The sequence below is a fragment of the Rhodopseudomonas sp. P2A-2r genome (assembly GCF_026015985.1).
Lineage (GTDB): Bacteria > Pseudomonadota > Alphaproteobacteria > Rhizobiales > Xanthobacteraceae > Tardiphaga.
The window spans coordinates 6,296,302-6,310,811 of sequence record NZ_CP110389.1 but is presented as its reverse complement, the minus strand read 5'-3'; the positions used below and the strand labels follow the sequence as shown (position 1 = coordinate 6,310,811).

Sequence of the window (14,510 nt, the reverse complement as noted above, 5' to 3'; positions counted from 1 at the left end):
GCTCGGCGGCGTAGCCCTCGCGCGAATGCAAGGTATGGACACCCCATGAAAGTGCTGCTGGTCGAGGACGACATGCTGCTGGCCGACGAGATCGCGCACGCGTTGCGGCGGGAGAACTTTGCCGTCGATATCGCCGGCGACGGCGAGGAGGGCCACTTTCTCGGCGACACCGAAAGCTATGACGCCGCCGTGCTCGATCTCGGCCTGCCGAAGATGCCGGGTGCCGCGGTGCTGCGCGCCTGGCGCAAGAGCGGGCGGCAACTGCCGGTGCTGATCCTGACCGCGCGTGACGGCTGGACCGAGAAGGTCGACGGTTTCAAGGCCGGCGCCGACGACTATCTGACAAAGCCGTTTCGTGTCGAGGAACTGATCATGCGGCTGCGCGCGCTGGCCCGGCGCTCGGCCGGCCACGCCGCGCCGGAGATTGCCTGTGGGCCGCTGTCGTTCGATGCGCCGACCGGCGTATTCGAGCTCAACGGCCTGCCGCTGAAACTGACCGCGCTGGAATGGCGGGTGCTGCAGGCGCTGATCATGCGCAAGGACGTGGTGTTCGATCGTCTCGAACTGATGGAGAAGGTCTATGAGGACGATGCCGGGACCGATTCCAATTCGCTGGAGGTGATCGTGGCGCGGCTGCGCCGCAAGATCGGCCACGGCATGATCGAAACGGTGCGCGGCCGCGGCTATCGTCTCGCGTCAGGCGGCGCCTGATGCTGGGCGATGCCTCGCTGAGCAGAAGGCTGCTGATCGCTGCGGGATTTTTCATCGCGGTTGCCATGGTGATCGCCACGGTGCTGATCGGCTTTGTGCTGCATCGCTTTGTGCAAGGCCAGATCGACCAGCGCCTCGATACCCAGATCGTGTTCCTGTCGTCGATGCTGCGCGCGGACGGCAACGGCCGCATCAGCCTGGTGGGCAATGCCGACGGCCCGCCGTTCGAGCGTCCGCATCGTGGCTGGTACTGGCAGGTGACGGGGCCGGCCAACACGCTGCGCTCCGCCTCGCTCGAAGGCGACGACATCGCGCGCGTGGCGCCCGCCGAACCCGCGCCGCCGTCGCGTCCGCGCGAGGACCGCGAGCCGCGCGATAAACGTCCGCGGCCTGCCGACGGGCCGGGACCGGGCGACGAGCCGCTGCATTTCCGGATCAAGCAGGTTGCTGTATCCGGCGCGCCGCTGACCATCGTCGCCTCGGCGCCGCGCGCCGCGGTATGGGGACCGTTGCGCGAGGCGATGACCACGCTGGGCTTTTCGCTCGCCGTGCTGGGGCTTGCGCTGGTGACGGCGATGATGTTTCAGATCCGGCTCGGGCTGCGACCGCTGGAGCGGCTGCGCCGCGCGGTGGCCGATGTCAGGCGCGGCGCGATCGAGCGGGTGCCGGCGCGACAGCCGCAGGAAATCCAGCCGCTGGTCGTCGAACTCAACGGCCTGCTCGACGAGAACGCCGCCAATCTGGAGCGGGCGCGGCGCCACGTCGCCAATCTCGCCCATGGCCTGAAGACGCCGCTGGCGACGTTGGCGATTGCGGTGTCCGGCGCACGCGATCCGGCAACGCTGCAGCCGCTGATCGGGCTGATGGAGCGGCGCATTCGCCATCACCTCGGCCGCGCCCGCAGCGCCGCGCTCAGCGGCCCGGTGCGTACGCAGACCCTGATCGCGCCGCGGCTCGCCGATCTCGGCGCGGTGCTGGGCAAGATCAACGCCGCCAAGCCGGTGCTGTTCGCGCTCGATGTGCCCCACGATTGCGCGGTGGCCTGCGAGCAACAGGACTTCGATGAGATGGCCGGCAACCTGATGGAGAACGGCTTCAAGTGGGCGCACGGCAAGGTCGCCGTTCACGCGGTGCGCGAGGGACGCATGGTGGTGCTGAGCTTCGAGGATGACGGCAATGGCTTGCCAACGGCGCAGCGCGAGCAGGTGCTGCGCCCCGGCGAACGGCTCGACGAAAGCGCGCCGGGGTTCGGCTTCGGCCTGTCGATCACCAGCGAACTGGCGGAGCTTTATGGCGGAGACCTACGGCTCGTCGAATCGCCGCTCGGCGGCCTGCGCGCGATATTGCAGCTGCCGGCCGCGTAGCGAGGCCGGCCGACGGTGTTTTGCATTTCGTTTGATGTCCGGACGGCGAATGGAAACATCCAGACACGTCACGCAATGTTCGATTAACCCCCGCGCACTCGTAGTGTTCCGCAGTGGAATCACGCGGAGCACAGCGGCATGGCCGATATCTTGAGCATACTGCAGTCGAGCTATACGGCGTCGGCGCTGACCACGCCGTCGAAGACGCCCTATACCGCGGTGGACCCCGCCAGCTACCAGGGCAGCTGGACCGGAACCTATGCCAACAAGAAGGACTTCAAGATCACCGTGTCCGACGTGCAGGGGTTCCGCGCACAGGTGAAATATGAAAGCGCCGGCACGGTCAAATATCAGAGCGTGCTGATCAAGGACAGCGCGTTCCGGATCGGCGACACCAAGTTCACCCTGACCAAGCCGGGGATCGCCACCATCAAGAATGCCGTCACCGACGCCGCCACAGGCAGCAGCTATCTCGATACGGCGCAGGCCAAGCAGCAGACCTGACGCGCAGGCTTACCTGCAGGCCGCCATTGTGCTGGATCAATGCACCCGGGCTCTGCGCGGGTGACGCTGCATGAATGATTGTCCGTCGCTTCGCGGATCAGGGAATCATTATGCAAATCAACAGACTCTGGCTGGCGGTTGCACTCCCGCTCGGCCTGCTGTGCGGGCTGTGGCTCCTCAGCGTTCCCGAGGGAACTCTTGCCGGCGACTTCTGGTCATGGCGCAAGGCGCTGATCTATTTGACCGGCGTGCTCACCATGGGATCGATGTCGCTTGGCGTCATGCTGGCGGCGCGCCCGGTGCAGGTGGAGAGCGCGCTCGGCGGCCTCGACAAGTTCTATCGCCTGCACAAATGGTTCGGGGTCACCGGTCTCTGCCTGGCGCTGATTCACTGGCTGCTCGAGGTGGGTCCGCGCTGGCTGACGCAATGGGGCTGGCTGACCCGCCCGGCGCGGCCGCCGCGTGTCGCAGAGGCTGTCACCGGCTTCGATGCGTTTCGCGATCTCAAGGACACCGCCACCGGTCTCGGCGAATGGAGCCTGTATCTGCTGATCGCGCTGGTGCTGCTGGCGTTGTGGAAGCGATTTCCCTACCGGGCCTTCCTGACGACGCATCGGCTGATGGCGCCGATCTATCTGGTGCTGCTGTTTCACGCCGTGATTCTGGTCGATCGCAGCTACTGGCTGTCGCCGCTGGGGCCAGTGCTCGGCCTGCTGATGGCCGGTGGCGGCATCGCGGCGCTGGTGTCGCTGTTCCGTCGCATCGGCAGCACGCGCAAGTCTGTCGGACGCATCGAATCGCTGAAACGCTATGACGACAATGCGGTGCTCGAAGTTGCGGTCCGGCTGGAGACCGCGTGGCCTGGCCACCGCGCCGGCCAGTTCGCCTTTGTCGATTTCGGCGGCGGCGAAGGTGCTCACCCGTTCACCATCTCCTCGGCCTGGCATGGCGACGGGCACTTGCAGTTCAGCATCAAGGGCATCGGCGATTATACGCGGACGCTGCCCGATCGCCTGTCGATCGGCCAGGAAGCCACCATCGAGGGGCCTTACGGCCGGTTCGACTTCGCCGGCGCGCGTTCGCGTCAGGTGTGGGTGGCCGGCGGCGTGGGGATTACCCCGTTTGTCGCCCGACTGGCAGCGCTGGCGGCCGCGGATCATGACGGCAACGTGGACCTGATCTACTGCACCAGCGCTCCGTCCGGCGCATTCATCGACAAGATCAAAGCGCTCGCGGCGCAAGCCGGGGTGGGCTTTCACGTAGTGGTGTCGCAGCGCGACGGCCAATTGACCCTGGACCGTCTCGCAGCATGGATTCCGGCGTGGAAGACTGCGGACGTCTGGTTCTGCGGCCCGTCCCGCTTCGGCGATGCGTTGCGCCGTTCGATGATCCTGCGCGGCCTGTCGGCCCCGCAGTTTCACCAGGAACTGTTCGAGATGCGCTGAGCGGGCTCGCGCCATGGCTAGAGCGCAATTGGTTTTGATTGAATCATGTCCCGGCCGCGATGCATCACGCCCGCTTGGGCGTGGTGCTTCGCAGAGCCGGGACCGTACCAAACTCGGTGTCTGTGACGGCTCTGCAGTGCATGACGCCTCCTGACGGAAGCGCATTGCACTGCGTCCGGGACACGATTCAAGCGAACGGAATCAGACTCTAGCTGCCCTTGCCCAGCACGGCGCGTGCGGCCGGGGCAGGAGGAGCGGCGGAGGTCACCGGCACGTCCCAGATGTCGGAGGCATATTCGGCGATGGTACGATCCGACGAGAACCACGCCATCCGCGCCACGTTGAGGATGCTGGCGCGGGTCCATGCCGAGCCTGCGCGCCAGCGCGTGTCGATACCGCGCTGCGCCTCGTAATAGGAGTCGAAGTCCGCCGAGACCACATAGTGGTCGAGATGGCGCAGCGCGTGACCGACCGACATGAAGCGACCGGGATCGTCGGGCGAGAAATCGCCGCGCTCGATGGCGGCGATGGCGTCGGCGAGATGCGGCGACTTGCTGATGACGTCATGGGCGTCGAGCCCCGCGGCGCGGCGTGCCATCACCTCGGCGGCGTTCATGCCGAAGATCGCGATGTTCTCTGCGCCGACATTGTCGCGGATCTCGATATTGGCGCCGTCGAGCGTGCCGATGGTCAGCGCGCCGTTCAGCGACAGCTTCATGTTGCCGGTGCCGGAGGCTTCCATGCCGGCGGTGGAGATCTGCTCCGACAGATCGGCGGCGGGAATGATGATCTCGGCGAGACTCACATTGTAGTCCGGCAGGAACGCGACTTTCAGGTTGCCGCCGATCGCCGGATCGTTGTTGACGACCTCGGCGACGTCGTTGATCAGCTTGATGATCAGCTTGGCGTAGCGATAGCTCGCCGCCGCCTTGCCGGCGAAGATCTTCACCCGCGGCACCCAGTCGCGCTGCGGATCGGCCTTGATGGCGTGATACAGCGCCACGGTCTCCAGCAGGTTCAGCAGTTGCCGCTTGTATTCGTGGATGCGCTTGATCTGCACGTCGAACAGCGCCGACGGATCGACCTGGATGCCCAGCTTCTCGCCGATCACCCGCGCCAGCGCGATCTTGTTGTGATGCTTGACGCGGCGGAACGCCTGCTGGAATGCAGCGTCGCCGGCATAGGCCTCGAGCTTCTCCATGCGGGTCGGATCGTCGAGCACCGCATCGCCGCAGGTGGCGCGCATCAGGTCGGTGAGTTTCGGATTGGCCAGCATCAGCCAGCGGCGGAAGGTGATGCCGTTGGTCTTGTTGGTGATGCGGCCCGGATAGAGCTGGTTGAGATCGTGGAATACGGTCTCCTTCATCAGATCGGAATGCATCGCCGAGACGCCGTTGATGCGGTGCGAGCCGATGAAGGCGAGGTTGCCCATGCGGACGCGGCGGCCGGCGCTCTCGTCGATGATCGACACCGAGGCGCGATAGGCGGTGTCGCCCTTGCGGGTGGCGTCGGCGCGGTCGAGATGGGCGGTATTGATGCGGTAGATGATTTCGAGATGTCGCGGCAGCAGCCGTTCGAACAGTTCGACCGGCCAGGTCTCGAGCGCCTCGGGCAGCAGGGTATGGTTGGTGTAGGACAACGTGGCGTTGGTGATCTGCCACGCCGCGTCCCAGCGCATGTTGTGGATGTCCACCAGGATGCGCATCAGCTCGGCGATGGCGAGACTCGGATGGGTGTCGTTCATCTGCACGGCGGCCTTGCCGGCGAGGCCGCGCAGGTTGCCGTCGGAATCCAGGTGACGCTTGACCAGGTCCTGCAACGACGCCGACACGAAGAAGTATTCCTGGCGCAGCCGCAATTCGCGGCCGGCGGCGCTTTCGTCGTTGGGGTAGAGGAATTTGCAGATCGCCTCAGCGCGCGCCTGTTCGGCGGATGCGCCGAGATAGTCGCCGGTGTTGAAGACGTCGAGCCGCAGCGGATCCGGCGCCCGCGCCGACCACAGCCGCAGCGCATTCACATGCTGGCCGCGCCAGCCGACGATCGGCGTATCATAGGCCACGGCTTCCACGGTCTCGCCGGGATGCCAGACCGTGCGCTGGCGTTCGCCGTCGACGACGGTTTCCACGTTGCCGCCGAAGTGGACGTGATACATCACTTCGGGCCGCTGCAATTCCCAGGGATTGCCGAAGCCCAGCCACTCGTCGGGATATTCCTGCTGCCAGCCGTGCGAGATGATCTGCCGGAACAGCCCGAAATCGTAGCGGATGCCGTAGCCCATGGCCGGGATGCCGAGCGTCGCCATGCTTTCCATGAAGCAGGCGGCCAGCCGGCCGAGGCCGCCATTGCCCAGCGCGGCATCGGGTTCGCATTTGCGGAGGTCGTCGAGGCCGACGCCGAGGTCGCCCAGCGCGGCATTGAACAGCGCCAGCAGCCCCATATTGTTCAGCGCGTCGGTGAACAGCCGGCCGATCAGGAATTCCAGGCTGAGGTAATAGACCCGCTTGCGGCCGGCGTCATAGCTCTCCTTGTCGGTCACCAGCCAGCGGTGGACGATGCGGTCGCGCAACGCCAGCGCTGTCGCCTTGTACCAGTCCTGCTTGGTGGCGATCGCCGCATCCTTGCCGATGGTCAGCGTCAGCTTGACCAGGATGGCGCTCTTGATCTCCGCGAGCGCCAGTTCGTCAATCGGCGGCGAGTGGGGCTGAAACGGAGCTGAAATGACTGGATCTGACAATATTCCATCCCGGTGCTGTGTCTGTCCCAAATGATACTCCCAATATGCCGGGATCGGAACCCGCCGGCGTGGTGAGGTTTTCACGCGAGCGTGGCGCAGATTTGGGCAAGGACGCAGGGGATGCCGGGGCGCCACGCCCGCCCGGCGCGGGAAGGGGCGTGGAACGGCTGTCGCTGCGCAAAGCGCTCAGTCGCTCAATTCGTTAAATTTTTATCAATGCTCAGTTTTTTCTTGGTGTCCGGAACCGGACATGCAACCTTGAGCTATCACCGCCCTGATGGCTTTTACCGGTGAGGGAGATCGTCAGATCCCGCCACGACATAGGGTGCACCGTGATTCAACCGCTCCCCGCGCCATTTTCCTGCCATTTCGACTCCGCGTGTGACGGGCTCGACGGTGACTTCTGCGCCTTCGAATTTCCCTGGTGCGAGGGATGTCCGAAATCGCCGCTGGAGAAAGCCGGCAGCCTGGAGGACCCGCTGAAATCGAAGGTCTGGCTCAGGTGGGCCAACGGGTTGGTCGCGGCGACCAAATGACCATGGCGTTCGGAATTAGTCTCGGAACAAATTAAGAACACTTTAGCAAGTCTTTGATATAGCATCGTGATTCGGCGCGGGTCGCGCCCTATATCTATGGTCTGTGCAAGCCTGTGAGGACTACATGTCCACCATCGCCTTCGATCAGTTCGCTCTCACCCGTATTGCCGATTTTGCCCGCTCGCTGTCGCGGCTGCATCAGGTGGCCCGCCGCCACCCCGTCGACGACGACCAGATCGACCGCGAATTCAACGCGGTGTGCCAGTCGGTGTGGGGCTACACCACCGACGATTTCAGCGACGATCTGTTCTCGCTGGACGACCATGCCTGGCTGGACACGCTGGACGAGGCCCATGCGCGGATCTTCGCCGCGGAACAGGGCTACGACCTGATCGACGACGAGGGCATGCTGACCGACTGGTGGGGCTATTGCTGGATGATCCTGGCCGAGAAGCGCGGGCTGCTGACGCTGGAAAATCGCGCCGCGGCGCGCGCCGCGATCGAGGAACGATATTCCTCGGCCCCCAACGTGATCGGCTTCATCGTCGCGCGCTGACGGCGGACGTCAGTCCAGTTCGGCGCGCTTGGCGCGGGCCGCCGGGCTGGTTTTCGGCGCCACCGTCACGGCCGGGACGATATCGCGGCCGGTTTCGGCCATCGGCGCAGCCTCGTTGATCATCTCGGCTGCGACCGGAGCCACCTTCATCTCGCCGAGCCGGGCGCGGACGTCGGGCGTGAGGCCGGGATAGGACGCCACCGGGGTGAATTCCAGGGTCTGCGCGGTGCCGTTGCGCGCCCCGGAATAGGCGACGAGGCCGCTGGTGGTGGCGATCACGTCGCCGGGGCGCAGCGAGGTGTCGAGCGACAGGTCGATCGGTGCGAGACCGGCGGGATCGCGGCCATTGCAGGTGCAGTCGGCGCGCAGCGCCTTGCGATAGGCGTAGGCATTTTCCATGTCGGCATAGCGCTCGCCGGCGCTGGTCGATGCGCTGTCGATATTGCTGCCGAGGAACACCTTGGTAGCGCTGGCCGGGCAGAACGCCTGGCACATCTGCGCCGGGCTGGCCGCGCTACGCGACAATGCGAAATATTTGCCGTCGCAGGTGCGCACGCAGAAAGCGGGGCCGGAGCCCCTGACGAGGCCGAACGCTGCGGCGGCGGGGGGCCGCGGGGGTGTTGAGGCCGAACGGATCGGCGAAGAAGTTGGTTTCCGGCGGCGCGCCCCTGCGCGGCTGCTGCTTCTGCGACGGGGCGCCGCCGAACAGGAAATCGAAGAAGCCTTCGGCGGACGCCATGCCCGGCGTCAGTGCCAGCGCGAGGGCCACGCCCAGGACAGGCGCAACGCGGCGGATCGGCGACCAAAACCTCGATTGTGTACGCAACGCCCGCTCCGCCCATCGCAATTCCGGCCGGAACGGCATCGCCCCGGCGGGGTCAACATTAATGCGGGATGGTAAACGAGGAGTGTAGATGGCTGACACCGGAGTGTCACGAAGGGCGGCCGACGACCGTGGGGTGGGCTTTTCCGGCCGTGGCGCTACAGGAAGAACACCCACCCGATCAGCGCGAACACCGGCAGCAGGATCGCCGCCGACCACAAGATATAGCCGAAGAAGCTCGGCATCTTGACCCCGGCGTCGCGGGCGATGGCATAGACCATGAAATTGGGCGCGTTGCCGATGTAGGAGTTGGCGCCCATGAACACCGCGCCGGCCGAAATCGCCGCCAGCGTCATGGCCCCCGTGGTCATGAGGGTTTTGGCGTCGCCGCCGGCCAGTTCGAAAAACACCAGATAGGTCGGGGCATTGTCGAGGAACGACGACAGCCCGCCGGTCAGCCAGAAATAGGCCAGGTTGTTCGGACTGCCGTCGGCATGGCTGACCAAAGCGACGAGCGGCGCGAAGTCACCCTGTGCTCCGGCCTGCAGCATCGCCATGACCGGCACGATGCAGATGAAGATGCCGGCGAACAGCACGGCGACCTCGGTGATCGGCCCCCACGAAAAGCCGTTGGCGGCGCGGTGTTCGGACCTTGTCAGCACGATCGAGGCGATGGTCACCAGCACGAAGACGAGGTCGCGCATGACGTTCTGCAGCTCGAGCGTGGCGCCGGCGACGGTGACCGACAGGCCGGGCTTCCAGCTGGCGCTGATCAGGATCGCCGCGATGATGACCACGAGCAGCAACAGGTTGATCTTGCCGTGCAGCCGCAGCGGCGAATCCGGCGTCGGGTCGGCCTTGCTGGGGAAGTTGCCTTCGCGATGATGCAGCACGACGTCGATGATCATGAACACGAACAGCACCAAGCCGCCAGCTAGCAGGGTTTCGCGGAACAGATGCGTCGTGGTCCAGAAAAGTCGACGCCCTTGAGAAAGCCGAGGAACAGCGGCGGGTCGCCCAGCGGCGTCAGCGAGCCGCCGATGTTGGAGACCAGGAAGATGAAGAAGATCACCACATGGGCGTTGAAATAGCGGTCGTCATTGGCGCGGATCAGCGGACGGATCAGTATCATCGACGCACCGGTGGTGCCGACCACGCTGGCGAGCAGCGCGCCGACCCCGAGCAGCACCGTATTGGTGAAGGCGCTGTCGTGCAGGTTGCCCTCGACGAAGATCCCGCCAGCGACTGTAAACAGCGCCAGCAGCAGCAGGATGAAGGGGACATATTCCAGCAGCACCGTGTGCGTCAGCGTTGCCGTCACCGTGTGGGCGTCTACGAGCATGAACAGCGGCACCACCACGAGCGCGGCCCACAGCGCAGCGAACTTGCCGTAATGGTGTTCCCACAGATGGGGATACAGCACCGGTCCGGTGGCGATGCACAGCAAAATGCCGGCGAAGGGTAGAGCCCACAGCAGCGACAGGCTGGCGCCATTAAGTCCTTCTGACGCGAAGGCGGGGGCAGGGCTGAAAACGAGACCGACGGCCAGCAGCGCAGTGGCGCGCAGGAACCGGCCGGGGTGACGCGATCCGGCACGGGCCGGCGGCACAGTATGAGTCATCTGGTGATTCCCCGAGGACGGTCGTGTCCAGCGCTAGACGCCGATCCAGGTCAGCAGCGCGAACACCGGCAGCAGCACCGCAAACGACCAGACGATATAGCCAAAAAAGCTCGGCATCTCCACGCCCTGTTCGGAGGCGATGGCATAGACCATGAAATTCGGGGCGTTGCCGATATAGGTCAGCGCGCCCATGTAGACCGCGCCCATGGAGATCGCCGCCAAGGTCGGCGCCAGCGTCGTCATCAACTGCGCGGCGTCGCCGCCGGCAAGGCCGAAGAACACCAGATAGGTCGGCGCGTTGTCGAGAAAACCGGACAGCAGGCCGGTCAGCCAGAAATACATCGCATTCTGCGGGCTGCCGTCGGCCGCGGTGACCGCCGTCAGCAGCCAGGCGAACGGGCCGTCGTGGCCGGCGCCGAGCATTGCCATCACCGGGATGATGCAGGTGAAGATCGCCGCGAACAGGATCGCCACCTCGCGGATTGGCTCGAAGGTGAAGCCGTTGGCCGCGCGGTGTTCGTCGGGCGTCAGCCACAGCGACAGCCCCGCGATGGCCAGCAGCGCGGCATCGCGGGCCAAGTTCTGCAGTTCGACGTGGGTGCCGTAGATGTCGAATTCGATGTGTGGCTGCCAGGCGGCCGAGCCGAGAATCGCCGCGATGATCAGCGCCATCAGCAGCAGGTTGATCAGGCCATGCATCTCGATGCGCAGCGGCTCTCCGTCATGAGCCGGCGTCTCGCGGCGAGCGAACCAGGCGTCGACGGCGACGAAGATCGCCAGCACGATGCCGGACACCAGCAGGGTCTGCCACCACAGATGCGTGGTGGTCCAGAAGAAGCTGACGCCTTTCAGAAAGCCGATGAACAGCGGCGGATCGCCGAGCGGCGACAGTGCGCCGCCGATGTTGCAGACCAGGAAAATGAAGAACACCACCACATGGGCGTTGGCCGGGCGCCCGGCATTGGCGCGCAGCAGCGGCCGGATCAGGATCATCGCCGCGCCGGTGGTGCCGACGAAGCTGGCGATCGTCGTGCCGAACGCCAGCAGGCCGGCATTGACGGCCGGCGTGGCGCGCAGATTGGCTTTGATGAGGATGCCGCCGGCCACCACATAGAGCGCAAACAGCAGCACGATGAAGGACATGTACTCTGCCAGCGCGGCATGGACGAAGGCCGTTGCCGCGGCCGGGACGCCGTAAAGCAGCGCCAGCGGCAACAGCGCTGCGATACCCCAGGCCAGCGCCAGCTTCCCGTAGTGACCATGCCAGATTTTTGGGAACAGCAGCGGACCGGTGGCGATGGTCAGCAGGATGCCGAGGAAGGGTATGGCCAGCGGCCATGTCAATGTTGCGCCGTCGATCTGCATCCGGACGGGCTAGCAATATTGCGGCCAGGCCGCAAACGCGACAACGGGCCGCAGCGATCAGTGATCGCAGCGATCAGCGGTTGAGGAACTCGCCGGCCTTGTACAGCGAGCGGAACGGCACGCCGGCCTTGGCGAAATTCTCCGCGGCGCCTTCCTCGCGGTCGACCATGGTGTAGACCAGCGCCACCTCGCCGCCGGCCTCGCGCACCGCGTCGAGCGCCTTGATGGCCGAGCCGCCGGTCGTGGTGACGTCCTCGACGATGACGATCCGCTTGCCGTTCAGGCTTTCGCCCTTGGCAAGGCCTTCCACGGCCAGCCGGGCGCCATGTTCCTTCGGCCGCTTGCGCACGAAAAACGCCGCGATCGGGTGGTTCTTCAGCCACGACAACTGGGCAATGGCGCCGGCGAGCGGCACGGCGCCCATCTCCAGTCCGCCGACATAATCGAGATTGTCGTCCTTCAGCGCGTCGAAGGTCAGCTCGGCCAGCAATGCCGCGCCCTCGGGGTCGCACATGGTCGGCTTCAGGTTGAAGTAGAAATTGCTCTTGCGGCCTGACGCCAGGGTGATTTCGCCATAGCCGAACGAGCGGGCGTGGATGATGTCGAACAGGCGGGCACGGGAGGCTGATCTGGACAAGGGCTGTCTCGCTGGTCAGGAGATTTTGGCGGTTTTAGCGGCAGTGCCCGCGCAACTCCAGTGCCGTTTGCCCCCGTCCACCGCAAGCGGTCAGGACAGGCCGAGGCCGCTGAGCCCGGCCAGCGCGCCGAAGCCGAGCGCCCACAGCGGGTGGATGCGGCTGGTCAGCATAGCCAGCGCGCAGGCCGCGGTGATGGCGGCGAGGCCCCATGAGTGGTCGGAGGCGACGGTGATCAGCGCGGCGCTGGCGGCGACCAGCCCGACGGTCATCGGCACCAGGCCAGCCTGCACCACGCGCCGCCACGGCCGGTCCTTGAAGCGCTGCCACACCTGCAGCACCAGCGCGGTGACCAGCGAGGACGGGCCGAACTTGGCCAGCGACGACACCAGAACGCCGGCCCAGCCGGCGACGCGCCAGCCGACCAAAGTCACCACCATCATGTTCGGCCCGGGGGCGGCCTGCGCCAGCGCGAACATGGCGCTGAAGTCGCGCGCCGACATCCAGTGATGGATATCGACCACCTGGCGCTGCATCTCCGGCAGGATGGTATTACCGCCGCCGAAGGCCAGCAGCGACAGTTCGGCGAAGATCGCGGCGAGCGACAGCAGCACGGCGGTCATCGCGGCCACCGCCAGGCAGCGAGGATGCTGAGCGACGCCAGCACCAGCATGGTCGGTAGCAGCGGCAGCCGCAGCACGGCAATGGCGACGAAGCACAGCGCGGCGATGGCTATCCCGATGGGGTGGGTGCGTAGCGGCCACGCCACCTTCACGGCCATCGCGACCAGCAGCCCCGCGGCCGCTGCGGCAAGGCCGGCGAACATATGCTGGATGTGCGGATCGTTCTGGAAGCGGTCATAGACCATGCCGAGCATGACCACGATCAGGGTCGGCATGGCGATCAGGCCGAGCAGCGCCGCCAGTGCGCCGCGCACGCCGCGAAAATGCAGGCCGATGGCCACGGACAGGTTGATGATGTTGCCGCCGGGCAGGAACTGGCACAGGCCGAGCAGATCGGTGAATTCCGGGCCGGTCAGCCAGCGCCGCTTCTCCACGATCATTCGCCGCGACATCGGCAGCACGCCGCCGAAGCCGATCATGCCGAGCCACAGGAAGCCGGTGAACAATTCGCCGGTGGTCGGCGACGGCTGCCCGGTGGTGGTCGTCGTCGTCGTTGCAGCAATGGTGGCGTCCATGGCAGGCCCTGCTCGTTGATGGCTCCTTGCTAGGCCCGCGCCGGCCGCGTGTCCAATATATGGTTTACTTCATTTTCATATGCTAAAGATATGGCATGATCGAGCTGCGTCACCTTCGCTATTTCATCGCCGTGGCCGAGGAGGGCCATGTCACCCGTGCCGCAGCGCGGCTCGGCATTCAGCAGCCGCCGCTGAGCCAGCAGATCCGCGCGCTCGAGGATCTGGTCGGCGTGGCGCTGTTCTATCGCCTGCCGCGCGGCGTCGAACTGACCGAGGCCGGACGGGTGTTTCTCGGCGAGGCCCGCGCCGCGCTGGCCCAGGTCGGGCATGCGGTGGAGGCCGCCCAGCGCACCGCGCGGGGCGAGCAGGGTCGGCTGGCGGTGGGCTTCACCAGTTCGGCCGCCTTCCATCCGTTCATCCCGGCGGTGGTGCGCGCGTTCCGGCAGCAATCGCCGGAGGTCGAACTGGTGCTGGAAGAGAGCAGCACCGGCGAGCTGATCGAAGCGCTGCAGCGCCAGCATCTCGACGTCGCTTTCGTCCGCGTGCCGGCGGGGGAGGCTGCGGGCATCACCATCGAGGCGCTGCTGAACGAGGCCATGCTGGTGGCGCTGCCGGCGCACCATGCGCTGGCGCGCGGCGGCAAGCGCCGCAGCATCCGGCTGACCGAACTGGCCGACGAGACCTTCATCCTGTCGCGTCGGCCGACCGGGCCGGGATTGTACGATGCGATCATCTCGGCGTGCCGGGCCGCCGGGTTCAGCCCGCGGGTCGGGCAGGAAGCGCCGCGCATGATGTCGACGCTGAGCCTGGTGGCCGCCGGTCTCGGGGTCTCGATCGTTCCGGAATCCATGCGCCGGCTCAACACCGAAGGCATCGCGTATCTCACTTTGTCGGATGCGCCGCAGCTGGTGGCGCCGTTGCATCTGGCCTGGCGTAGCGCCAGCGTGTCCGGCGCCATGGCGCGGCTGATCGCACAGGTTCGCGCCATGGCCAGCCGCGCGTAGACATTTTCCCGCGG

General features: G+C 65.9%; 11 protein-coding genes and 2 pseudogenes. 6 read left to right on the top strand and 7 right to left on the bottom strand.

What is annotated here, in order from left to right; all coding sequences use genetic code 11:
* The first annotated feature begins 45 nt into the window (after positions 1–45).
* The 4 genes from ONR75_RS30330 to ONR75_RS30315 all read left to right on the top strand — a co-directional run bounded on the left by ONR75_RS30330 (position 46) and on the right by ONR75_RS30315 (position 4,024).
* On the top strand, positions 46–711 hold the full coding sequence (locus tag ONR75_RS30330; protein WP_265080514.1) for a response regulator transcription factor: 666 nt from the start codon (positions 46–48) through the stop codon (positions 709–711).
* Positions 711–2,075, top strand: a complete 1,365-nt coding sequence (locus ONR75_RS30325) for a sensor histidine kinase (protein ID WP_265080513.1) — start codon at positions 711–713, stop codon at positions 2,073–2,075. Before ONR75_RS30330 ends, ONR75_RS30325 begins: the two co-directional genes overlap by 1 nt.
* Positions 2,076–2,213: 138 nt before the next feature.
* Entirely contained in the window at positions 2,214–2,579 is a 366-nt protein-coding gene (locus ONR75_RS30320) for a hypothetical protein (RefSeq protein ID WP_265080512.1), read from the top strand.
* A gap of 110 nt (positions 2,580–2,689) precedes the next feature.
* On the top strand, positions 2,690–4,024 hold the full coding sequence (locus ONR75_RS30315; RefSeq protein WP_265080511.1) for a ferric reductase-like transmembrane domain-containing protein: 1,335 nt from the start codon (positions 2,690–2,692) through the stop codon (positions 4,022–4,024).
* A gap of 208 nt (positions 4,025–4,232) precedes the next feature.
* Here the strand turns inward: ONR75_RS30315 and ONR75_RS30310 are convergent, their stop codons facing one another.
* Entirely contained in the window at positions 4,233–6,758 is a 2,526-nt protein-coding gene (locus tag ONR75_RS30310; RefSeq protein WP_265080510.1) for a glycogen/starch/alpha-glucan phosphorylase, read from the bottom strand.
* 660 nt (positions 6,759–7,418) lie between these two features.
* Here ONR75_RS30310 and ONR75_RS30305 point away from each other — a divergent pair.
* Positions 7,419–7,850: a hypothetical protein gene (locus ONR75_RS30305; protein WP_265080509.1), complete on the top strand. Its 432-nt coding sequence runs from the start codon at positions 7,419–7,421 to the stop codon at positions 7,848–7,850.
* Positions 7,851–7,859: 9 nt separating this feature from the next.
* Here the strand turns inward: ONR75_RS30305 and ONR75_RS30300 are convergent.
* The 6 genes and pseudogenes from ONR75_RS30300 to ONR75_RS30275 form a co-directional block, all read right to left on the bottom strand.
* A pseudogene (locus ONR75_RS30300) lies at positions 7,860–8,589 on the bottom strand (DUF2865 domain-containing protein).
* Between the two features lie 242 nt (positions 8,590–8,831).
* Positions 8,832–10,294: pseudogene (locus ONR75_RS30295) on the bottom strand (sodium:proton antiporter).
* A 33-nt stretch (positions 10,295–10,327) separates the two neighbouring features.
* Complete coding sequence (locus ONR75_RS30290) at positions 10,328–11,659, bottom strand: sodium:proton antiporter (protein ID WP_265080508.1); 1,332 nt, start codon at positions 11,657–11,659, stop codon at positions 10,328–10,330.
* Positions 11,660–11,732: 73 nt separating this feature from the next.
* Complete coding sequence (pyrE, locus tag ONR75_RS30285; protein ID WP_265080507.1) at positions 11,733–12,296, bottom strand: orotate phosphoribosyltransferase; 564 nt, start codon at positions 12,294–12,296, stop codon at positions 11,733–11,735.
* A 90-nt stretch (positions 12,297–12,386) separates the two neighbouring features.
* Positions 12,387–12,917, bottom strand: coding sequence for a chromate transporter (locus ONR75_RS30280; protein ID WP_265080506.1), 531 nt, complete (start codon positions 12,915–12,917; stop codon positions 12,387–12,389).
* Positions 12,914–13,492, bottom strand: a complete 579-nt coding sequence (locus ONR75_RS30275) for a chromate transporter (RefSeq protein ID WP_265080505.1) — start codon at positions 13,490–13,492, stop codon at positions 12,914–12,916. Before ONR75_RS30275 ends, ONR75_RS30280 begins: the two co-directional genes overlap by 4 nt.
* A gap of 95 nt (positions 13,493–13,587) precedes the next feature.
* Between ONR75_RS30275 and ONR75_RS30270 the strand changes: the two genes are divergently transcribed.
* A complete protein-coding gene (locus ONR75_RS30270) occupies positions 13,588–14,496 on the top strand; it encodes a LysR family transcriptional regulator (protein ID WP_320109672.1) in 909 nt (302 codons plus the stop codon).
* The last annotated feature ends 14 nt before the right edge of the window (positions 14,497–14,510 follow it).

Coding starts and splice junctions, on each gene's coding strand:
- ONR75_RS30330 (WP_265080514.1), top strand. CDS start 46: ATGAAAGTGCTGCTGGTCGAGGACGACATGCTGCTGGCCGACGAGATC.
- ONR75_RS30325 (WP_265080513.1), top strand. CDS start 711: ATGCTGGGCGATGCCTCGCTGAGCAGAAGGCTGCTGATCGCTGCGGGA.
- ONR75_RS30320 (WP_265080512.1), top strand. CDS start 2,214: ATGGCCGATATCTTGAGCATACTGCAGTCGAGCTATACGGCGTCGGCG.
- ONR75_RS30315 (WP_265080511.1), top strand. CDS start 2,690: ATGCAAATCAACAGACTCTGGCTGGCGGTTGCACTCCCGCTCGGCCTG.
- ONR75_RS30305 (WP_265080509.1), top strand. CDS start 7,419: ATGTCCACCATCGCCTTCGATCAGTTCGCTCTCACCCGTATTGCCGAT.
- ONR75_RS30290 (WP_265080508.1), bottom strand. CDS start 11,659: ATGCAGATCGACGGCGCAACATTGACATGGCCGCTGGCCATACCCTTC.
- ONR75_RS30280 (WP_265080506.1), bottom strand. CDS start 12,917: ATGACCGCCGTGCTGCTGTCGCTCGCCGCGATCTTCGCCGAACTGTCG.
- ONR75_RS30275 (WP_265080505.1), bottom strand. CDS start 13,492: ATGGACGCCACCATTGCTGCAACGACGACGACGACCACCACCGGGCAG.
- ONR75_RS30270 (WP_320109672.1), top strand. CDS start 13,588: ATGATCGAGCTGCGTCACCTTCGCTATTTCATCGCCGTGGCCGAGGAG.